We start from the raw sequence: 21,531 nt of genomic DNA on the forward strand, positions 1-21,531 counted from the left end.
CCTGACGTTGGGTGGTAAAGAAGTTGTTGGTGCATCGGCACAGTGCATTGTAATTTTCTGTATAAACTTCGCTTCTTATACACAAGCCGATATAAGCTAGCAACTTCTCTGTTCTTGAATCATGACTATTCAAGTTCTATAGTCAAACCCTACGCTTTTTTGGAGAGAAACATGACTTTACGTTTAGGTGACACCGCACCAGATTTTGAGCAAGATTCGTCGATTGGCAACCTGAAATTTCATGAGTGGGCGGGTGACTCATGGGTTGTATTGTTTTCCCATCCAGCGGATTTCACTCCAGTCTGCACGACAGAGTTAGGCCTGACCGCCAAACTGAAGCCAGAATTTGATAAGCGCAATGTGAAAGCGATTGCCTTGTCCGTCGATGGCGCGGACTCGCATGTGCAGTGGATCAAAGATATCGAAGAAACACAGCAGACCGTTGTTGGCTTCCCGATCATTGCTGACGCTGATCGTAAAGTGGCAACGCTGTTCGATATGATTCATCCAAATCAATCCGAGACAGTAACAGTGCGCTCTTTGTTCGTGATTGATCCAAAGAAAAAAGTGCGTCTGATCATTACCTACCCACTCAGCACAGGTCGTAATTTCGACGAAGTTTTACGCGTTATCGATGCGTTACAGTTGACGGATGGTTACACCGTTGCAACACCAGGTAACTGGCGCGATGGTGATGACGTGATTATTCCGTTGTCGATCAAAGACGAAGAAGTGATTAAGCAAAAGTATCCAAAAGGATATAAAGCACCGAAGCCTTATTTGCGTATTACACCGCAACCCAATAAATAATGTTGGTGCGGTAAAAAAAGCCCGTCAGTTGAACGACTGTCGGGCTTTTTTATTGGCAGAGTTAGCGCATTGGCGTGACATGCTCTGCGTAGTCGTATAAGGCACCTAAGATTTCCTCAGCACGCTCATCCGCCTCCTCGGAGAGTTGATCGATTTTTTCGAAGAATTGTTCCACGGTCAGCGCATGACCTGCCCCCTCATGCAAACGATGGGCGCGATGTTCTTCCCATTGATGCGCTTCTTCGTCATTAAGTGTTTCGGGGAAATTTCGCGCGCGATAGCGGAACACTAATTCATCAAGGCGTCGGTCTTGGAAGGATGGCCGCGCCTGCGCTAGTTGCTCTGGTGTCATCTGACGTAGGTCATTCAATAACCGACGATCGCCATTGCCGATAAAACCGTTGTACAAGTCCTCGTCCACATCATTTGCAGGTGCCTGTGGCCGATTAAAAACCGCTTCCCACACGTGATGCATATCAGGCGCTTGTGCGGCCGTTTCTGCATGTGCCATGATGCGGTTCATGTCAATTCCCCAATGCGCTGCTCGCTCCGCACTCAGCGTTTTCAGGTTGCTGATCACGATGGGTGATTTATTGATATGAATGGTTTTGATTGGTAAGCGAGTAAGCCCTTCTGGGAGATCGCTCGCTTTGCTAAACATGCGTACTTGGATTTCTTCTGGTGTCAGTGAAAACAGCTCGCGAGGATCTGCTTGAAGATCCCAGACGATCATTTCATTTTTATTGGTTGGGTGCTGCGCTAATGGCCAGACAACGGTGATACAACCTTGCTCCACGGGGATCATTCCAGTGACATGCAATAATGGTCGCTTCACTGGCCACCCGATTTCTTCCATTACGCGGTCTTTTTTTCTCAAACCCAGGCAGAAATCAAACAAGCGCGTATTTTTTTCGCGTAGCAGGCGTGCAAATGCAATCGTCGCGCGAACGTCTGATAAAGCATCGTGAGCGGCATCATGTGCCAATCCGTTTGCTGCACTTAAATGCTCTAACCGGAAACTGGTTCTTCCTTCGCTATTTGTCGGCCATGTAATGCCATCTGGTCGAAGCGCGTATGCCGTCCTCACCACATCCAGAATATCCCAGCGACCACAATTGTTTTGCCATTCACGCGCATAAGGATCGATTAAATTGCGCCAAAACAAAAAGCGAGTGACTTCGTCGTCAAAGCGAATCGTGTTGTAGCCGACACCGATGGTACCTGGTTGCGCGAACGCGGCTTCGATTGTTTGAGCGAATTGATATTCAGGGACGCCTAATTCAAGACAGGTCTGTGGTGTGATGCCAGTGATTAAACAGGCTTGGGGCTCTGGCAAGAAATCAGGTGCTGGCTGGCAATACAGCATGATTTCATCGCCGATTTCATTGAGTTCGGCATCTGTGCGTATGGCGGCAAACTGCGCCGGACGGTCTCGGCGCGGAACGGCACCAAAGGTTTCATAATCGTGCCACAGAAAAGTGTAGTCGTGCATGCGTGAGATCGAGGTATAAAGGATTCAACCTTCTATTTTAAAGCGTCTGCACAACAACGTCCTCTCCGTTGATAGGGAATACGGCGCTCTATCCCCTATTCGTGTTGTTAAACACACTGTCCTCACGATTTTTTACAAGTATGCCAAGAACAAACAAAGAGACCAAACATGCGCCGATAATGCCCACTTGCCCCCAAAGCGGTAATCGTACTGTACCAAACCATACTGGATTAACGACGACAGCACATGCCGTGACTAATAGCCGCAGTGATTCGAGAAAGATAAACTTTTTGTTTTGCTCCAATAGTCCGCCGACAATCCAGAACCCAGCGACGAGCCATAACGCATAGGCGATGATCGCCGTGCTGCTGGCTGTGGGCTCGACGAACAAAAAATGGGTCGAGATGTTTAACGTGACTATGAACTGCGCAAGGCAATACCACAACAAGCCAGTGCTGAGCGCTGGGTTGTAGAGTGGGTGATGCAACTGAAACGGTGATGCTGGGCGTTTGCTGGCAAGATCTTCCGGCAACCAACCTGGCGGCATGAACCAGATTTTCAACTTATCACGCCAACGACGGGTCCGTAATGCGTCCATGGCGACTGCATGATAGACCTCTACATTTGCCCAGAATGGATTCCAACTTTGTAGCGGCTTCCGCGTTCCGTACACAACAGGATGTTCATCTAGCTCATCGGCATAGGTGCCGAAGAGCCGATCCCAGAGAATAAGAATGCCACCAAAATTTTTATCCAAATATAAGTCATTCACCGCATGATGTACTCGGTGATTCGATGGAGATACAAACACCCGATCAAACCATCCAAGTTTGCCGATTTGCTGCGTATGAATCCAGAATTGGTAAAGTAAATCAATGAGAGCAATGGCGACAAAGACTTCCACTGGTAGCCCGAGAATTGCCAATGGAGTGTAGAAAATCCACCCTAATAACGAACCTGTACTGGTTTGGCGCAGCGCGGTTGTTAAGTTGTAGTCTTCACTTTGATGGTGGACGACGTGTGCTGCCCACAATACATTGACATGGTGTCCCATGCGATGTAACCAGTAATAGAGAAAATCGTAGGCGAAGAGGCCTGCTATCCAGACCCACCATGCATCAGAGGGTAACGTCAACAGGGCAAAATGCTTCAATACCCAAGCGTAGATGCCGATCGATAATACCTTGAAGAAGACTGCAGAAATCTGGCTTATCACGCCAAGGCTGAGGCTGTTGATCGCATCATTGAGTCGGTAGGTATGACGTTGACGGCGCCAAGCGACAATCATCTCCACCGCAATAAGGGCGAAGAATACCGGACTCGCGAATAAAATAATGGTCGCTTGCATGAGCTGTCCCAGAAAGATGTTGAGTCAACATATGCTATCGGTCTTTATGTTACAGGGCAATACTAATATATTTATATCATTTAGCGGGATGATAAAAAATACGATCACTGTGGACGGCGCGCATCAATGGCATAGAAAAATGATTTTATTGATATCTTTTTCGCGCCATAAATGAAAAAAGGCAGAACGTCATGGTCTCATCCTGTGAGTCATGGTTTCTGCCTTTGATGTTCTGAAGCACCCTTCAGAGCGGGTGCTTAGGGAGGGGCTTTAATCTGGATGTTTGAGTAAGCGTGCGATATCGCGTGCGAAATACGTTAAAACGCCGTCCGCACCAGCACGTTTAAATGCGAGCATGGATTCCATCATTGTTTTATTGTGATCCAGCCAGCCGTTCTGTGCCGCGGCTTTGATCATGGCATATTCACCACTGACCTGATAAGCAAACGTTGGTACGCGGAATTCATCTTTTACACGACGCACGATGTCCAAATAAGGCATGCCAGGTTTGACCATGACCATATCCGCCCCTTCCTCCAGATCCAGTGCCACTTCCCTTAACGCTTCGTCGCTGTTGGCTGGATCCATTTGATAACTGGCTTTATCGCTTTTCCCTAAGTTGGCTGCTGAGCCAACAGCGTCGCGGAATGGACCATAAAACGCAGAGGCATATTTAGCGGAGTAAGCCATGATGCGGGTATGAATGAAATTGTTTGCTTCGAGTGCATGGCGGATTGCGCCGACGCGACCATCCATCATGTCACTCGGTGCAACGATGTCTGCACCGGCACGAGCATGAGTGAGGGCTTGATTCACCAACATTTTGGTCGTCTCGTCATTGAGCACATAACCATTTGCATCTAACAAACCATCTTGCCCGTGGCTGGTATATGGGTCGAGCGCGACGTCGCTCAAGATGCCTAATTCTGGGAAGCGACTTTTCAGTTCACGGATAGCGCGTGGAATTAACCCATCCGGATTGGTCGCTTCGATTCCATCCGGCGTTTTCAGGCTCGGATGAATGGCAGGAAATAGTGCCATCACAGGAATGCCTAATGCGACACAATCTTCAGCCACACCCAAGAGTAAATCGATAGAAACACGCTCAACGCCGGGCATAGAGGCTACTTTTTCACATTGATTGACGCCGTCCACGACAAACACGGGATAAATCAAGTCAGCAGCGGTGATGATGTTCTCGCGCATCATTGCACGAGAAAACACATCCTTGCGCATACGACGCATACGGATACCTGGGAATTGAGTGGTTTTATGATGGGACATGATGAATAAAGAATGATGATAAGTAATCAGAAGAGAACAAGTTCAGAGTAGTACTGATACTGTTCGTTCCAGTGCACAAATAGGTGTTGAGCGAATCAAACCGACGAAGTGATCTCCTTTATCGGACCGGATAACAGCTGACGTAGCAGCCTTATATTAAAAGATTCTGCGCTTTTCTGCTTTTTTCTTCAGCAAGGATGAAACTTTTTGCGCATCCCACTCTCTTACGCATAGGTTGAGAACGTCTCCGACTTACCGCTTCCCTTCCCTAGGCGGGCACCGTTGGTCCCTATGCTTAACGGTGTGATTGCCCCGATTCGTTTTTTTAAACCAGTCGGGGCTTTTTTACATCATTCTGCTACGTCGTCACTTGCCTGATCTTCGTCAGCGACCTCGATGATTTCCGGCGGCCGGTCAAGACCGACCAGACGTTGTATGGTCGCATCAGCTTCTTCAATACCAATTCGCTTTAACGCAGAAAACAGTTGTATGCTGTATGGGAACAACGGACCTTCATTATCTACGTACTGAGATAACACTTCTTTGGCTTGGCGCAAAGCATTGGTGCATTCAGTGCGGTTTAATTTGTCTGCTTTAGTCAGAATGCAGTGAATCGGACGACCTGTCGGGGCGAACCATTCCAACATTTGAATATCGAGGTCGGTAAAAGGGCGTCTCGCATCCATAATCAATACCAAGGCAGCGAGCTGCGGGCGTCGTTGGACATAAGCACCAAGCAGTTGATTCCAGTGTTGTTTAGCAGCACCCGGTACTTCCGCGTAACCATAACCAGGCAAATCGACGATCAGGGCGCGGATCTCGTCGACGCGCGTTTCATCCTTTCGATGCTGACCAACATGCGCACCGCCGATGGAAAAATAGTTAATGTGCTGTGTTCGACCGGGAGTCTTTGATGCAAAACAAAGTTTCTTTTGATTACATAGTGTATTAATGGCAGTCGATTTGCCAGCGTTAGATCGGCCGGCGAATGCGATTTCCGGTACGTGGGTACGAGGTAGATCACGTAAATGATTTACCGTCGTAAAAAAGCGGGCTTGCCAAAGGATAGACATAGAGGAAAGGAAAGATTGAAAAATGCAACAGTCAGCGGTAAAAACGCTTAAAAGCTATTGTACAATAAGGGGTTAGATATGGGCATAAGTAAACAAGTCCAGTTCTACTCTGGATATCAATACCGGTTTGAGTTACATCAAGCCACATTAGTAGCTACGTGTCGCCGTCAGGGCCGATTTCTATTATCTAGTCTCAGGGTGTATGAATGAACCGTGCTTTCTTACCAGTTTTGAAATCCATTAGCATTGCCGTTTTGGCCATGTCTTCTATTGCTTCCGTCGCCTATGCTAGCGAAGGCGCCAAAACAGCAAAAGCTGATCCAGCCAAAGGCGAAGCCTTGTTCACAAACGGTGATGCTGCGCGCGGAATCGTCGCTTGCGTCTCTTGCCACGGTGAGCACGGCAACTCAACAATTACGGTCAATCCGAAATTGTCTGCCCAGCACGCAGCCTACATCAATAAACAGCTCCACGACTTTACTGGTCCTGATCGCAATAACCCCGTCATGACAACGTTCGCGAAAGCCATGACACCTGAGGATATGAGCAACCTGGCGGCCTACTTGTCATTGCAAAAACCGGCACCAGGTGCAGCGAAAAACAAAGACATCGTCGAGCTCGGTAAGCAAATCTACCGCGGTGGTATCGCTGAGAAAAACGTACCTGCTTGCGCAGGCTGCCATGGTCCAAGCGGTGCTGGTATCCCAGCGCAATTCCCACGCATTGCAGGACAACATCAAGATTATACCATTGCTCAGTTGACCAACTTCCGTACGGGCGCACGTAAGAACAGTGCCCAGATGGTTTCTATCGGCAAAAAGATGTCTGACGACGAAATGAAAGCCGTCGCAGACTACGTTGCTGGCTTAAAATAAAGTTTTATCGATCTGGACAGCGCTTCGACATCAGCCCGAAACCAACAGCTGCCACAGCTGTGACGATTGGCGAAGTAGAAGCGTTCCACGATGTCTTGACACGTAATACGGAGGGGGTGGCGACAAGCCATCCCCTTTTTTTCAGGTAATTCTCGGAGCAGTATGGAAAACAAGATCGATGCCGAGCTGGCGACTTCTACCGGCGGCATACACATCAACACCCGCAACGCCTGGCTGGCAGATGCGATCGAATTACTCTCATCGATGCGTTTTGCGATCAGCTTACTTTCCTTGATTGCGATCGCCTCTGTGATTGGCACGGTCATGAAACAAAATGAGCCGATGCCTAATTACATCAATCAGTTTGGCCCATTTTGGTTTGAGGTATTCAAAGCCTTTAGTTTGTATTCCGTGTATTCGGCGTGGTGGTTTTTGACAATCATGGGGTTTTTGGTTCTCTCGACCAGCCTTTGTTTGATTAGAAACGCCCCGAAAATGCTCAAGGATATGCGTAGTTGGCGTGAAAATGTTCGCGAGCAATCGCTGCGTAATTTCCACCATAAAGCAGAATGGCAAGCAGCAGGAGGACGCATTCACCTGATGCAAGGATTGACCTCCCATCTTGCCCGTGTCGGTTATCGTTTTAAAGTAATTGATAAAGAGGGCGCTACGCTGGTGACTGCGAAGCAAGGTGCGGCGAATAAATGGGGCTATATCTTTGCTCACAGTGCCATTGTGATTATTTGTATTGGTGGCATGCTCGATTCCGAAATGCCCATTCACTTTCAACAATGGTTCATGGGTAAAGTACCGTTTGATGGTAATGGCATTATTGCGAAAATCCCAGAAAAACACCGACTGTCACTCGCTAATCCGACGTTTCGTGGCAATACAATGATTCCCGAAGGTGCGAGTAGTGATACCGCGATTATTCCGCAGCAAACAGGCGTATTTATTCAGGATCTGCCGTTTACAATTCGTCTTAAAAAATTCACCATTGATTTTTACACAACGGGAATGCCAAAGTTGTTTGCCAGTGATGTTGAAATTATTGATCACGACACGGGGAAGTCGTTTTCCTCGACCATCAAAGTCAATGAACCCCTGATTTATAAAGGCGTTGCCGTCTACCAATCGAGCTTTGAGGATGGTGGAAGTCGCTTGAAACTCGCTGCCTTTCCGATGACTGGCGAGCAAGAGAAGCCGTTTGAACTCGCGGGTGAGGTCGGCAGCTCAACACCCTTAAAAGGAAGTTTATCTGGTCAGCCCGGGAATGATATGACGATTGAGTGGTCAGGATTTCGACCATTTAACGTTGAAAATATGTCTCGTAATGGCGCGGATGTGCGTGCTGCCGACGCGAAGAAAACCTTTAACGAGCAATTCACCACTGACCTCAATAAACATCTAGGATCTGCTGGTAAAAACGCGAATAACAAAGATCTCAAAAACGTCGGGCCGAGCGTCCAATACAAACTGCGCGACAAGACTGGTCAGGCACGGGAATTCAACAACTACATGCAATCGGTGTTGATTGATGGGGATTACATGTTTTTGGCGGGAACACGCGATTCGCCGGCAGAAGCCTTCCGGTATTTGCGCATTCCGGCAGATGATCATGACAGCATCAACGAGTGGATGCGCTTGCGCGCCGCGATGAACAATCCGACGCTCAGAGAGCAAGCGGCACAGCGGTATGCCGCCCGCGCCATGTCTGCGACAGTACCGAACGCTAAGCAGTTGCAGGCGCAATTAACTGAGTCTGCCAAGAAGAGTCTTGCAATCTTTGCTGGGGACAGTAAGCAAGCGGGATTTGTGGCCATTTCCCATTTTCTGGAGCAAATTCCGCCAGCTGATCAGGGCAAGGCAGCCGATGTCTTCATGAAAATATTAAACGGCAGTATGTGGGATTTGTGGCAGTTGGCACGCGTTCAAGATGGGTTGCCGGAATTGCAGTTGGACGAAAAACATGCGCGTTTCTTGCAACTGGCCACAGGTGCGATGTCGGATGCCTACTTTTACGGTGCGCCGGTGTATTTGCAACTGAAAGGCTTTGAAGAGATCAAAGCGTCAGTCTTGCAGGTGACCCGATCACCAGGCAAAAAAGTCGTGTATTTTGGTTGTTTGTTGCTGGTGTTGGGTGTTTTCTCGATGTTTTACATCCGCGAGCGTCGCTTATGGATCTGGCTCAAGGACGATGGTGATAAAACGACTATACTCATGGCATTGAGCTCGCAACGCAAAACATTGGATTTTGAGAAAGAGTTCGAGCAATTAAGATTGCAATTAGGGCAAATTATTCATCACGGGAAAGCCTGAGATGATGTGCCGACAAATCGCTTACACTGACAATCGGCAGCGATTGTTTGAGGAAATAAAATGGAAATGACACAGAACTACACACCGTATCAGGGCTTCTTTAAGCGGCTGACGGTACTCGACTGGCTCTATGCAGTAGTGCTCTGCATGGCCTCCTTGTTTGCGTTAAGCCGTTTTGGTCACTTCATGGATCCCTATGAAAAGGGCGTATTACTGATGGCGGCCCCGACTTTTGCATGGTTGGGGTGGCATTGGAAACCAGTCCGTCTGTTGATTCCAGTGTTGGCGGTCCTTAGTTTATTTGCGATCCATCTGTATGGTGGGTCCCTCGAGATGGCAAATCAGAAATTTTTTCTGAAATATTTGCTCTCCAGCCAATCCGCCATTTTGTGGATGGGAACGTTATTCTTTTTGTCGACACTTTTTTACTGGGGTGGTCTGATCGCTCGCTCCAACTTTGGCTCCTCAGTCGGCTCAATTCTTTGCTGGGCGGCGGTCGTGTTGGGATTGACTGGCATGCTTGTCCGCTGGTACGAGTCTTATCTCGTCGGTATCGACGTCGGACATATTCCGGTCTCTAATTTGTACGAAGTCTTCATCCTGTTCTCGATGATCACGGCGTTGTTTTATTTGTATTACGAACAACAATACGCGACCCTGCAATTGGGTCCGTTCGTACTACTTGTGATCTCTGCTGCTGTCGGATTTTTGCTCTGGTACACCGTGAGCCGGGATGCCGCTGATATCCAACCATTGGTTCCCGCATTACAGAGCTGGTGGATGAAAATTCACGTCCCCGCGAACTTTATTGGGTATGGGACATTTTCTTTGGCATCAATGGTGGCTTGGGCGTATTTGCTCAAATACGAAAAAGTGAGAGTGTTGTGGATTGTGTTGGTCATCGTGCCTCTCGCTTTGGTTGCGCTCGGATGGTTCCTGGCATTCATACTTAACGTATCACCGGCGGTTAACGCAGCACTTCTTTCTGCGACAAAGTTTGTTATTCCCTTGGTTGCGATGTTTGGTGGGGCAACGCTCATTCGGAATCGAATCATTGACAGGCTTCCGGACTCGGAATTGTTGGAAGATGTGATGTACAAAGCCATCGCTGTCGGTTTTGCTTTCTTCACCATCGCAACGATTCTTGGCGCGCTGTGGGCCGCGGAAGCATGGGGTGGGTACTGGTCCTGGGATCCGAAAGAAACGTGGGCGCTGATTGTCTGGTTAAACTATGCGGCGTGGTTACATATGCGTTTGATGAAAGGTCTGCGTGGTCAAGCCGCGGCTTGGTGGGCCTTGGTCGGCTTGTTAGTAACGACTTTTGCCTTTTTGGGCGTCAATATGTTCTTGTCTGGTTTGCATTCTTACGGCACCCTCTAATCATCGCAACAACGATGCGATCATCAAGCCACTGAGAAATAGCCTTTCTCGGTGGCTTTTGTTTTTGTCTGCTTGACCCGATAAGAGACGGGGCATGCCATCTTGAATTTTTCGAAACAATGTAAGGTTCAGCAGAATTCTGCGACTCATGAGAAACTAAGCGACGAAACGGCGGTCTGATCGACCAATGTTTTGCCAAGTATCTCAACTTCGGAGTCCACCATGCTGATTAAAATTCGTCCTGACGGCATTGATCTGCCGCTTTCTTCAGAAATTACACCACGGGCTGTTTTTGAGTCGCGTCGTGACTTCATCCGACAATTGGCCGTGGGCTCCATCGCTGGCACCGCTTTGTACGAAATGGCTAACCGCGAGGCCTTTGCGCAAACCCCTGGCGCGCAAAAACTGGCCGCGGCTGCCAATCCAGCCTATGCATTGCTGACAGAGAAAAGAACACCCTACAAAGATGCCACGACGTATAACAACTTTTATGAATTCGGTACCGATAAGTCTGAGCCTGCCCAGACATCCGGTAGTCTGAGAACGCGTCCATGGACGGTGTCTATCGAAGGAGAAGTCAAAAAGCCAATGACGATTGATATTGATAGCCTGATCAAATTAGCACCGTTAGAAGAACGTATCTATCGTATGCGATGTGTTGAAGGCTGGTCGATGGTCATTCCATGGATTGGTTATTCTTTATCGAACCTCATCAAAAAAGTCGAGCCGACCAGCAATGCACGCTACGTTGAGTTCATTACCCTTGACGATAAGAAGCAAATGCCTGGTTTGCGTAGCCCTGTCTTAGAGTGGCCGTATGTTGAGGGATTGCGTCTCGATGAAGCTAATCATCCTTTGGCCTTGCTGACGTTTGGTATGTATGGCGAGGTATTGCCGAACCAGAATGGCGCGCCTGTGCGTATCGCTTTGCCTTGGAAATACGGGTTCAAATCAGCGAAGTCGATCGTCAAGATCCGTTTTGTGAAAGACCAGCCGCGCACAGCGTGGAATTCCATCGCACCGCACGAATATGGTTTTTATTCGAATGTGAACCCTGATGTTGATCATCCACGTTGGTCGCAGGCAACAGAGCGTCGTATTGGCGAAGATGGTTTGTTTGCGCGCAAACGCAAGACGTTGATGTTTAACGGTTACAACGAAGTTGCTTCCTTGTACACCGGCATGGATTTGAAGAAGTTTTATTAATATGGCACTGACACAAAAACAAGTTTCGTGGCTCAAGGGTGTCATCTTTGTGCTGGCGCTGCTGCCCTTTATTCGCCTCATTGCTTTCACGTTTCTCGATAAGCTGGGCGCTAATCCAGTCGAGTTTATTACTCGTAATACCGGGGACTGGACGTTGTACTTTTTGTGTATCGCGTTGGCTGTGACGCCGGTTCGTCGGCTGTTGAGTGCGCCGTGGTTACTCAAGATGCGGCGCATGCTGGGTCTGTACGGTTTTTTTTACGCGACACTGCATTTCCTGACCTTCTTGTGGTTTGACCATTTCTTTGACGTGCAGGAAATGTGGAAAGACGTGCTTAAGCGTCCATTTATTACCGTTGGCTTTATTGCGTTCGTGGCACTGGTGCCGTTGGCACTGACGAGTACGAATGGCATGATCAAGCGTCTCGGCGGAAAACGTTGGCAGTTGCTTCACAAACTGGTGTATGTCATCGCCCCGATTGGGGTATTGCATTATTACTGGATGAAATCAGGAAAGCACGACTTGACTCAGCCATTAGTGTTTGCCGCACTCGTCACAACACTGTTGCTGGCGCGGGTGTGGTGGCATTGGTCGGCGACGTCTCGTCATCAAGTGAGCGCCTAAACCTCGGCAAACAGGGGGCAGTGCACAGAAATGCTGCACTGCTTTTGCCTGTAACAATGTAACGCGGCATAATGTTCAGCTCTCATTTTATTCAGCACACGCTGCTGTTCATCTATGACGACTGACCAATTACAACAAAATCAAATGGAGACTCTCACCCAGCGCTGTGCGCTATGGGTGTTGAAGATGATTGGATGGAAAGTGAATTTTCGTCCGTTACCTGGACCTTTAGGTGTCATCATCGTTTATCCCCATACCTCCAACTGGGATTTTATGATCGGTGTCCTCGCAAAACTCGCGATAGGGGCGCCGTTTCACTTTATTGCCAAATCGAGCTTATTTGAAGGCATTACGGGCGCAACGATCGGGCGTGTCGTGCGGGCACTGGGTGGTGAACCTGTTGAACGCGGCGTATCGACAGGTGCTATTTCCCGGTTGGCAGAAAAAATCAACCAATCCACTTGGTACTGGATGGCGATCGCTCCCGAAGGAACTCGTAGTCTGCGACCTTATTGGCGCAGTGGTTTTTATCATATCGCACTGGCATCGAAGGTGCCGCTGGGTTGTGCATATTTTGATTTTGCACGCAAAGAAGTGAGTCTGGTCGACTATCTGACGCTGTCCGGTGACGTCAACGCCGATTTACAACAAATCCGGAAAGTGTATGCGGGCGTTCAGGGATGCCGTCCCGAACTAGCGGGACCTATACAATTCCGAGACGAGTAATTCTGGCACTTATTGCGCTTCGCCCTTTGGTGGCGTATTCGTTGGTGTAGGCGTTCCTGTCGGTGTTATCGGTTTGGCGACGGGCAACTCATTGGTCATTGACTTGGCAGGCATGTACAGCGGGCCGCGTGCACCACACGCGCTCAGCGTGGCGACGAAGAATAAGCTGAATACCAGAGAAGAAATAGGGGTTCGCATCGTGAATTGTCTAACACCGTATAGAATGGCGTTTTAAGTGTGAATCAATGCAAGGGAGTGTAACATGACTGAATCCGAATTCCTGATCCTCGCAGAAACTTGCCTGACTCAGGTAGAAGAAATGTTTGAAAAAGCGTTCGACAATGACGAGCTCGATGTCGAATGCAGTAGGAGCGGTAATGTCCTGACCATTGAATTCGTCAACAATGGTTCAAAAATGATCGTGAATAGCCAAGCGCCGATGCAAGAGATGTGGCTTGCAGCGCGCAGTGGTGGGTTTCATTACAAATATGATGGCCAACACTGGCTTAATACCCGAGATGGCTCGGAACTGTTTGCGACGTTAGACAAGCTGAGTAAAGAACAGGGGCAATAAGCGTTTACGCCGCTACATGCGATGTAGCGGATGACCAAAAAAAGGCAATCAATGGACGTTGATTGCCTTTTTTGTTTAATTGGTTTCTTCGGTCGCCGCAGGCGTGTTCAGATCTTGAATTGCGCTACCCGGCGGATTTTCTGCGTAGTAGAAATCACCATTCGCCGAGATAATGCCGTTGGGAACGGGGCGTTCTTCCATCGGTAAATCTTTGAGTGCTTTTTGCATATAACCGATCCAGATGGGCAATGCCAGACCACCCCCCGTTTCACGGTTACCCAAATTGCGTGGTTGGTCAAACCCGATCCATGCAATGCCGACCAATTTGGATTGGTAGCCAGCAAACCATGCGTCAAACGAATCGTTTGTGGTACCCGTTTTACCCGCAAGGTCGGTCCGTTTTAATACCATCGCTTTTGCTGCCGTACCATAGCGAACCACGTCCTTAAGCATACTATCGATAAGGAAAGCATTGCGTTCGTCAATGACACGGTTTGCCTCGTCGCCTGCCAGATCTGGTTTTGCCTGCACCAACACTTGACCGTTGTTGTCGGTGATTTTTTTAATCAGGTAAGGATTGATTTTGTAACCGCCATTGGCAAAAACCGAATAGGCACCCGCCATCTGCAATGGAGTGACTGCACCCGCACCCAGTGCAAGGGTCAGATAAGGCGGATTTTTTTCTGGACTGAAACCAAAGCGAGTCGTGTATTCCTGCCCATATTTAGCGCCAATTCTGTGCAAAATCCGGATCGAAATCATGTTTTTTGATTTCGTTAGACCTTTACGCATGGTCATCGGACCTTCGTATTTACCATCATAGTTCTTTGGCTCCCACGCTTGACCACCTGTCTGCCCAGCATCAAAACTAATGGGAGCATCGTCAATGATCGTTGCTGGCGATAAGCCTTTTTCAAGCGAGGCAGAATAAATGAATGGCTTAAAGCTTGATCCTGGCTGCCGCCATGCTTGCGTGACGTGGTTAAACTTATTGAGGTTGTAATCAAATCCACCAACCAATGCTTTAATCGCGCCATCATTCGTATCCGTCGCGATAAAAGCAGACTGAACCTCGGGCATTTGCGTGATCACCCAATTTTTACCTTCTTGCATTACGCGAATCACGGCACCACGTTGGATACGTTTGTTCGCCGGTACTTTTGTTGTCAAGCCACTCGCCGCAAAACTCAGGCCTGCTTCGTCGATGGAGATGTCTTCGCCATCTGCCAGCACGGCCTTCACCAATTTGGGTGACGCTTCCAAGACCATCGCCACTTGCAGATCATCGCTGTTACTATGCTCAGCGAGTGCTTTCTCAATGGCGTCGTCCGCCGCTTCTTTCCCATCTGGGATGGTGATGATCGCTTCAGGTCCACGATAACCGTGGCGCTTTTCGTAATCCATCACCCCTCTACGTAGCGACAGGTATGCCGCATCTTGGTCTGCCTTTGTTATGGTGGTGTAGACATTCAGACCACGTGTATAGGTGTCTTCTTTAAACTGCTCATAGGCCAACTGACGCGCCATTTCAGCAACATATTCAGCATGAATGCCAAACTCACTACTATCCGTTTTGGTGGTGATGACTTCTGCCTTTGCTTGCGCGTATTGGGCATCACTGATGTATTTCAGGTCATGCATACGTAACAAGATGTATTGTTGACGTACGGCAGCACGTTGAGGATTGGCGACGGGATTGTAAGCAGAAGGGGCTTTGGGTAAGCCCGCCAGCATGGCTGCCTCAGCAATCGTGAGATCTTTGATGTCTTTGCCAAAATAAATTTGCGCAGCAGAGGCAAAACCATAGGCACGCTGGCCAAGATAAATTTGGTTCATGTATACCTCCAAAATCTGATCTTTGGTCAGATTTTGTTCGATTTTCCATGCCAGAAGAATTTCATAAATCTTGCGTTTGAACGTTTGTTCGCTCGAAAGAAAGAAGTTACGTGCGACCTGCTGGGTAATCGTCGATGCGCCTTGTTTGGCGCCACCAGACAGATTATGGAGTGCCGCACGAGTGATCCCAAGATAGTCAACGCCACCATGCTCGTAAAAACGATCATCTTCGATCGCCAATACCGCCTTTTTCATGATGTCCGGAATTTGGTCAAAACGCACGACGTTACGTCGTTCTTCGCCAAACTCGCCAATCAGAACGTTGTCTGCCGAAAAAATCCGTAATGGCATTTTGGGTTTGTAGCTCGTAATGGAATCGAGCTCAGGCAAATTGGGATAGGCCAATGTCAAGGCAAAGACAATGATGAGAGCGACTGCTATACCGCAGCCGACGACGATACTAAGGGTGCCAATGAGGATGCGCTTCCCAATACTGCGCGGTGTGCTGGACTTTTGCGGACTATCTTGCGTAGCGGAAATTTCTTTATCTGACATGAGTTCATATGGTGACATTCGCAGCCTGCATTATAGCGTTTGTCTCACTGCATACTTCTCAAAGTGCGTTTGGCAAGTACTATTCGCAACTAATTTATGTTCTAAGTGGAAATTTGGCAACGCATAACTAAGCTGCTCCTAGGAAAGTCCTTTACCATTGGGTGCTATATTGCTACGATTTAACGTAACCATGGATTATTGTCTTCTAAATAGCGGTTTTTAAAGAGTTTTTCGATATTTATTGTACAAATCCGGTTTGCCGGCTTGCTTTGTTTCAATTTGTAAAATTTGCATACGATTGTGATTATCAGGGGATATTCTTGGCTTTAGATCTTGCTTCGCTACTTGGCAGAAAAAATCCGCCTCTCATTGGGCTGGATATCAGTTCGTTCGATATTAAGCTTGTCGAATTGTCTGAGGGCAGCAATAAGACATATCGTCTTGAGCGATATGCGTCTGAGCCATTGCCAAAAGGGGCAATTCAGGACGGTAACATCGAAAATATTGAACAAGTTTCTGATGCGATCCGTAAATTGTTAAAGAAAAGTAATGCCGGTTCTAAAAACGTCGCTTTGGCAATGCCAGCGGCGGCAGTCATTACAAAGAAGATTTTATTGTCGTCTGCCTTAAGTGATCAGGCGCTGGAAGTACAGGTTGAATCGGAAGCGAGTCAATATATTCCGTTTTCGATGGATGAGGTAAGTCTGGATTTTTGTGTAATCGGGCCTGCATCCAATCCTGAAGATGTGGAAGTCATGCTGGCTGCTTCGCGTAAAGAAAAAATTGAAGACAGAGTCGCGGTTGCACAGGCGGCAGGTTTGCAGGCAAAAGTCATGGACGTTGAGTCTTATGCCGCGCGCGCCGCAATGTTGCGCCTGATTGAGAAGCAACCGAACGAAGGGCGCGACCAGATTTTCGCTGTGTTCCAAATTGGAACCAAACGTACTTACATTTATATTTTGCTCAATGGCGAAGTTGTTTATGAACGTGAGCAGCAATTTGGCGGCAGTCAATTGACGCAGGATATTGTGCGTAATTATGGACTGTCTCAGGAAGAGGCTGAAATTAAAAAGAAATCCGGTGATTTACCGGATAGCTATGAAATGGAGCTGTTGGAGCCATTTCTGGAAAATGCTGCGCTGGAAGTCACGCGCGCTATCCAGTTCTTTTTTACGTCGACACCGTACACACGTGTCGATCAGATATTTTTAACAGGGGGTTGCGCTGTTGTGACTGGATTAGTGGATATTGTCGCAGAGCGAACGAAGATTTCTACAGCGGTTGTTAGCCCATTTAAGGGTATGGAACTTGCAACAGGTGTCAATGAGAGAGCTTTACGCAATGATGCGCCAGCCTATGCCATTGCCTGCGGTCTGGCCTTGCGGAGATTTGACGAATGATAAAAATCAATCTTCTTCCTCACCGCGAAGAAAAGCGTAAGCAGCAAATCAAAGACTTTTACTCGTTATTGTTACTCTCCGCCATTATCGGAGCGTTGATTGCGATTGTTGTCGGTGCATATAACTCAAATCAGATATCTATTCAGTCTGATCGCGTTAATTTCATCAAAAAAGAAAACGCAAAATTGGACGATAAAATCAAAGAAATTGTTGATTTGCGGCAAGAAATTGATGCGCTGAAAGCGCGTCAGCAAGCGGTAGAGGATTTGCAGGGTGACCGTAATCAACCTGTCTTTTTGTTGAGTGAACTCGTGAAATTCACACCTGAGGGCGTTTATCTTCAGTCATTGAAACAAGAAGTCCAGAAAGTCACCGTGGTTGGCTATGCACAATCGCAAGAGCGCGTTGCTGACTACATACGTAATTTAAGTGGTAAATCTGAGTGGATGTATAAGCCAGAATTGGTTGATATTCATTCGGCAGGGATTGGCCAGGGTCGTGACGCTAAAAAAGTCTACGAATTCACCATCAATGTCGCAATTAAGCGCCCTCGTGAAAAAGACGAGGCGGCATCAGGCGCTGCAGCGACTGGCGACGCCGAAAAAAATCGGCCCGCCCCAGGTCAATAAGTTCAATGAATTGGAAGGTCAGGAATGGCGATTAATGTGAAAGAGCTTATTGAAGACGTAAGCTCGCAGTTTCGTGACTTAAATGGTCTGCATCCCGGACTCTGGCCGATAGTTCCTCGCCTGAGTGTTGGGTTTGGTGTCTTAGTTGTTGTATTAATACTGAGTTGGTTTTTTTATTGGGACGGACAAAATGAAGAAATCAATCAAAAGCAACAAGAAGAAGTCAAACTAAAGCAGGAATATAAAGAGAAGCTGCATCAGGCGATTAATCTCGATGCGCTCAAGGATCAGCGCGTGTTAGTGCAGCAGTATGTTGCTGCAATGGAGCGCCAATTGCCAAGCAAAGCGGAAATGGGCGCGCTCTTGTCTGACATTAACCAAGCTGGCGCTGGACGTGGGTTGGTGTTTAATTCTTTCAAACCAGGCGTGGTCACAGTAAAAGACTACTACGCTGAACTACCTATTGACATCAAACTGAGCGGTAATTACCACGACCTTGGTGAGTTTGTCGCTGATATCGCGATGTTGCCGAGGATTGTGACGTTGAACAACTTATCAATTACAAACAACCCTAAAGATAGCACCTTGACGCTCGATGTCGTTGCGAAAACCTTCCGTTACCTCGATAAGGACGAAGTTCTCGCGCAGGAAAATTTGAAAAAGGCCGCGAAAAAATGATGTTCAATAAGTGGAAATTTTTATTGATCCTGACGGCCGCCTTAGCGTTAAGTGCATGCGGTGATAACGGTACCAGTGAATTAACGGAATGGATGGCAACGGTCAAAAAAGAGACTAAATTGTCGATTCCAAAACTAACACCGCCGAAGGTATTTGTGCCCGTCGCCTATACCGTTAAAGATGAACTTGACCCGTTTAATTCAGCGAAACTGCTTGCGGTCCTGGCAAGAATGAAAGCAGATTCTGCACACGGGCCAGATATGGACAGAAGAAAAGAGGCCTTAGAAGCGTTCCCTTTGGACTCGCTTAAAATGGTCGGAACAATTGAAAAAGCAGGGTTGAAGCAGGCGTTGGTACAGGCAGATAAAACAGTCTATCAAGCAAAGGTAGGAGGTTATATCGGGCAAAATTTTGGGCTAATAACAGGTATCTCTGATGATGGAATCGATATTAAAGAAACTGTCCAGGATGCTGCAGGAGAGTGGGTTGAACGTAAGGTCAAGCTTGAGTTGCAGGAGAGTCAGAAATGAATGCGTTGATAAATAAAAGTAAAAGGGGCGCTATGTTTGTCCGAGCTTGTCTGTTGTTGTTATTGGGTATTTCACAATTTGCAGCTGCGCAGTCCAATAGTATTGAATCCGTTGAGGCAAATCAGCAGGGTGCCAATATTATCGTTCGCGTCGCAATGAAAAAGCCGTTGACGAAACTTCCTGTCGGCTTTTCTATTGCGAATCCAGCGCGTATCGCCCTTGATTTTGCTGACGTTGGCAATGGCACCGGTAAGACGTCTATCGACATCAATACAGGTGATCTGCGCACAGTCACATTGGTCGAAGCAACCGGTCGTTCTCGGATGATTTTTAACCTCAATAAGCCGCTCAATTATGCGGCTACCATCGAGGGCAAAATGCTCATCGTGACTATTGATGGTTCTGGTGGACTTGCGACTGCAGCGAACTCACAAGGCTTGCCTGTCAATATGGATGCGCCGATGCAGACCTCGAAGCCCATGTTGCATGATATTGATTTTCGGCGTGGCGTTGCTGGCGAAGGACGCATTGTTGTTGATTTGCCTTTAAATCAAGTGGCTGTCGATGTACGTCAACAGGGACAGAAAATTTATGTCACTTTCTTAAAAGCTGGTTTACCGGATGTTCTACGTCGTCGACTTGATGTGGCTGACTTTGGTTCTCCTGTGCAGACAATAACAACAACCCCCTCTGGCGAAAATGTCCAGATGGTGATCGAGCCGAAAGGCTTATGGGAACAGAGTTCTTATCAAAGCGATACGCAATTCGTCTTGGAAGTGAAACCCATCAAAGAAGATCCGAACAAACTGACGCAAGGAACGCAGGGATACCGCGGGGAGCGCTTGTCGTTCAACTTCCAGAACATTGAAGTGCGCGCCATTTTGCAAATCATCGCAGAGGTGAGTGGTCTTAACGTGATTGCCAGCGATACAGTCACCGGTACGATCACATTGCGTTTGAAAGATGTTCCTTGGGATCAGGCATTGGATAACATCATGCAGATCAAAGGCTTGGACATGCGTAAGAACGGTAACGTGATCTGGGTTGCGCCAAAAGACGAGTTGTTGACGAAAGAAAAACTCGAATTAGAGCAACGAGCACAAATTGCCGATTTAGAGCCATTGAAAACAGAGTCCTTCCAGTTAAATTACCAAAAAGCGGAAGCATTCAAACTCGTTTTCGGTAATGATGGATCAACGACGAACCGACTGCTGTCTAAACGCGGTAGTGCAGTCATCGAGCCGCGCACTAACCAGTTATTCGTGACTGATATTCCTTCTAAAATCGAAGAAGTTCGTAAGCTGATTCAAAAAACGGATATCGCTTCCAAGCAAGTCATGATCGAAGCGCGTATTGTCGAAGCGGACGATACGTTTAGTAAAAATCTGGGTGCGAAGTTGGGATTCACTGACTTACGTGGCCTTAATGGCGGCACGACGGGCTATCAGGTCAATGGTAATCAAAGCGTTGCGATCACAGGAACGATGACAGGTGTCGGTGAACAAACGCTCCAAACTGCAGCGACAGGTAACACACTTGCTAATTCACAGTTTGTGAATTTACCAGCGGCTTCGATTGGTGGTTTAACGCCGGGTAGTTTGGCGGTGAGTTTGTTCTCATCCGCTGCAAATCGTTTCTTGAACCTCGAGCTTTCTGCCCTCGAAGCGGATGGCAAAGGCAAAGTGATTTCTAGCCCGCGTGTGGTTACTGCCGATCAATTAAAAGCCTTAATTGAGCAGGGTACTGAATTGCCATACCAAGTGGCAACGGCAAGTGGCGCTACGTCAATCGCGTTTAGAAAAGCAACGATGCGACTTGAAGTTACACCGCAAATTACACCAGATGGCAACATCATCCTCGACGTTGAGGTGCACAAGGATAGTGTCGGTCAGCAAACATCTTCAGGTCTTGCCATCGATACGAAAGAAGTGAAAACGATGGTGCTGGTCGAAAATGGCGGTACGGTGGTTCTTGGTGGTATTTACCAGCAAACAGAGGCCGACAGTGTGACTAAAATTCCATTTTTTGGTGATCTTCCGCTCTTAGGGAATTTGTTCCGGACAACGGGCAAAAGTAGTGCGAAAACAGAACTCCTGATTTTCATTACCCCGAAAATTATGACTGACCGTTTAGGTTTAAAGTAAACTCCACCCCCTTATTGTGATTAATAAATGCTTTCGCTCAACTACAG

The 21,531-nt window shown here is 47.7% G+C and carries 19 protein-coding genes; 13 read left to right on the forward strand and 6 right to left on the reverse strand.

The genetic code is table 11. The features are described 5' to 3' along the window. Positions 1-171 precede the first annotated feature (171 nt). Positions 172-810 carry a peroxiredoxin gene (locus ACO0K2_RS07060; RefSeq protein WP_423017131.1) on the forward strand — a complete coding sequence of 213 codons (639 nt, stop codon included), beginning with the start codon at positions 172-174 and terminating at the stop codon, positions 808-810. A 61-nt stretch (positions 811-871) separates the two neighbouring features. On the opposite strand, the gene sbcB is transcribed toward ACO0K2_RS07060, so the two are convergent. The 4 genes from sbcB to yihA form a co-directional block, all read right to left on the reverse strand. Next, the gene (gene sbcB / locus ACO0K2_RS07065; RefSeq protein ID WP_423017133.1) at positions 872-2,302 is read right to left on the reverse strand and encodes an exodeoxyribonuclease I; all 1,431 of its coding nucleotides are present in this window, start codon (positions 2,300-2,302) and stop codon (positions 872-874) included. An 88-nt stretch (positions 2,303-2,390) separates the two neighbouring features. Beyond that, entirely contained in the window at positions 2,391-3,650 is a 1,260-nt protein-coding gene (locus ACO0K2_RS07070) for a sterol desaturase family protein (RefSeq protein ID WP_423017135.1), read from the reverse strand. Positions 3,651-3,920: 270 nt separating this feature from the next. Next, a complete protein-coding gene (gene hemB, locus ACO0K2_RS07075) occupies positions 3,921-4,934 on the reverse strand; it encodes a porphobilinogen synthase (RefSeq protein ID WP_423017137.1) in 1,014 nt (337 codons plus the stop codon). Between the two features lie 350 nt (positions 4,935-5,284). Further along, positions 5,285-6,007, reverse strand: a complete 723-nt coding sequence (gene yihA, locus ACO0K2_RS07080; RefSeq protein ID WP_423017139.1) for a ribosome biogenesis GTP-binding protein YihA/YsxC — start codon at positions 6,005-6,007, stop codon at positions 5,285-5,287. Between the two features lie 206 nt (positions 6,008-6,213). Between yihA and ACO0K2_RS07085 the strand changes: the two genes are divergently transcribed. The 6 genes from ACO0K2_RS07085 (at position 6,214) to ACO0K2_RS07110 (ending at position 13,138) form a co-directional block, all read left to right on the forward strand. After that, positions 6,214-6,882, forward strand: a complete 669-nt coding sequence (locus ACO0K2_RS07085) for a c-type cytochrome (RefSeq protein WP_423017141.1) — start codon at positions 6,214-6,216, stop codon at positions 6,880-6,882. A 162-nt stretch (positions 6,883-7,044) separates the two neighbouring features. Beyond that, the gene (locus ACO0K2_RS07090) at positions 7,045-9,201 is read left to right on the forward strand and encodes a cytochrome c biogenesis protein ResB (RefSeq protein WP_423017143.1); all 2,157 of its coding nucleotides are present in this window, start codon (positions 7,045-7,047) and stop codon (positions 9,199-9,201) included. A 60-nt stretch (positions 9,202-9,261) separates the two neighbouring features. Next, positions 9,262-10,581, forward strand: coding sequence for a c-type cytochrome biogenesis protein CcsB (gene ccsB, locus ACO0K2_RS07095; RefSeq protein WP_423017145.1), 1,320 nt, complete (start codon positions 9,262-9,264; stop codon positions 10,579-10,581). Positions 10,582-10,803: 222 nt separating this feature from the next. Then, a complete protein-coding gene (msrP, locus tag ACO0K2_RS07100) occupies positions 10,804-11,787 on the forward strand; it encodes a protein-methionine-sulfoxide reductase catalytic subunit MsrP (protein ID WP_423017147.1) in 984 nt (327 codons plus the stop codon). A 1-nt stretch (position 11,788) separates the two neighbouring features. Further along, the gene (locus tag ACO0K2_RS07105; RefSeq protein ID WP_423017149.1) at positions 11,789-12,412 is read left to right on the forward strand and encodes a sulfite oxidase heme-binding subunit YedZ; all 624 of its coding nucleotides are present in this window, start codon (positions 11,789-11,791) and stop codon (positions 12,410-12,412) included. Between the two features lie 144 nt (positions 12,413-12,556). Further along, entirely contained in the window at positions 12,557-13,138 is a 582-nt protein-coding gene (locus tag ACO0K2_RS07110) for a 1-acyl-sn-glycerol-3-phosphate acyltransferase (protein ID WP_423017151.1), read from the forward strand. Between the two features lie 9 nt (positions 13,139-13,147). Here the strand turns inward: ACO0K2_RS07110 and lptM are convergent, their stop codons facing one another. Further along, positions 13,148-13,336: an LPS translocon maturation chaperone LptM gene (gene lptM / locus ACO0K2_RS07115; RefSeq protein WP_423017153.1), complete on the reverse strand. Its 189-nt coding sequence runs from the start codon at positions 13,334-13,336 to the stop codon at positions 13,148-13,150. Between the two features lie 64 nt (positions 13,337-13,400). Between lptM and cyaY the strand changes: the two genes are divergently transcribed. Beyond that, a complete protein-coding gene (gene cyaY / locus ACO0K2_RS07120; RefSeq protein ID WP_423017155.1) occupies positions 13,401-13,712 on the forward strand; it encodes an iron donor protein CyaY in 312 nt (103 codons plus the stop codon). Positions 13,713-13,787: 75 nt separating this feature from the next. Here cyaY and ACO0K2_RS07125 read toward each other — a convergent pair whose 3' ends face one another. After that, positions 13,788-16,121, reverse strand: a complete 2,334-nt coding sequence (locus tag ACO0K2_RS07125) for a penicillin-binding protein 1A (protein ID WP_423017157.1) — start codon at positions 16,119-16,121, stop codon at positions 13,788-13,790. A gap of 302 nt (positions 16,122-16,423) precedes the next feature. On the opposite strand from ACO0K2_RS07125, the gene ACO0K2_RS07130 reads away from it, so the two are divergent. From ACO0K2_RS07130 to pilQ, 5 genes are read left to right on the forward strand one after another with little or no spacing between them, the layout of a single operon-like run. Continuing rightward, a complete protein-coding gene (locus tag ACO0K2_RS07130; protein WP_423017159.1) occupies positions 16,424-17,503 on the forward strand; it encodes a pilus assembly protein PilM in 1,080 nt (359 codons plus the stop codon). Then, the gene (locus ACO0K2_RS07135) at positions 17,500-18,132 is read left to right on the forward strand and encodes a PilN domain-containing protein (RefSeq protein WP_423017161.1); all 633 of its coding nucleotides are present in this window, start codon (positions 17,500-17,502) and stop codon (positions 18,130-18,132) included. The genes ACO0K2_RS07130 and ACO0K2_RS07135 overlap by 4 nt, the downstream gene beginning before the upstream one ends. 24 nt (positions 18,133-18,156) lie before the next feature. After that, the gene (locus ACO0K2_RS07140) at positions 18,157-18,810 is read left to right on the forward strand and encodes a type 4a pilus biogenesis protein PilO (protein WP_423017163.1); all 654 of its coding nucleotides are present in this window, start codon (positions 18,157-18,159) and stop codon (positions 18,808-18,810) included. Further along, on the forward strand, positions 18,807-19,340 hold the full coding sequence (locus ACO0K2_RS07145) for a pilus assembly protein PilP (protein WP_423017165.1): 534 nt from the start codon (positions 18,807-18,809) through the stop codon (positions 19,338-19,340). Before ACO0K2_RS07140 ends, ACO0K2_RS07145 begins: the two co-directional genes overlap by 4 nt. Then, positions 19,337-21,484: a type IV pilus secretin PilQ gene (gene pilQ / locus ACO0K2_RS07150; protein WP_423017167.1), complete on the forward strand. Its 2,148-nt coding sequence runs from the start codon at positions 19,337-19,339 to the stop codon at positions 21,482-21,484. Before ACO0K2_RS07145 ends, pilQ begins: the two co-directional genes overlap by 4 nt. Positions 21,485-21,531 lie beyond the last annotated feature (47 nt).

It is taken from the genome of Undibacterium sp. MH2W (assembly GCF_049340215.1).
In the GTDB taxonomy this organism is placed as follows: domain Bacteria; phylum Pseudomonadota; class Gammaproteobacteria; order Burkholderiales; family Burkholderiaceae_D; genus Undibacterium.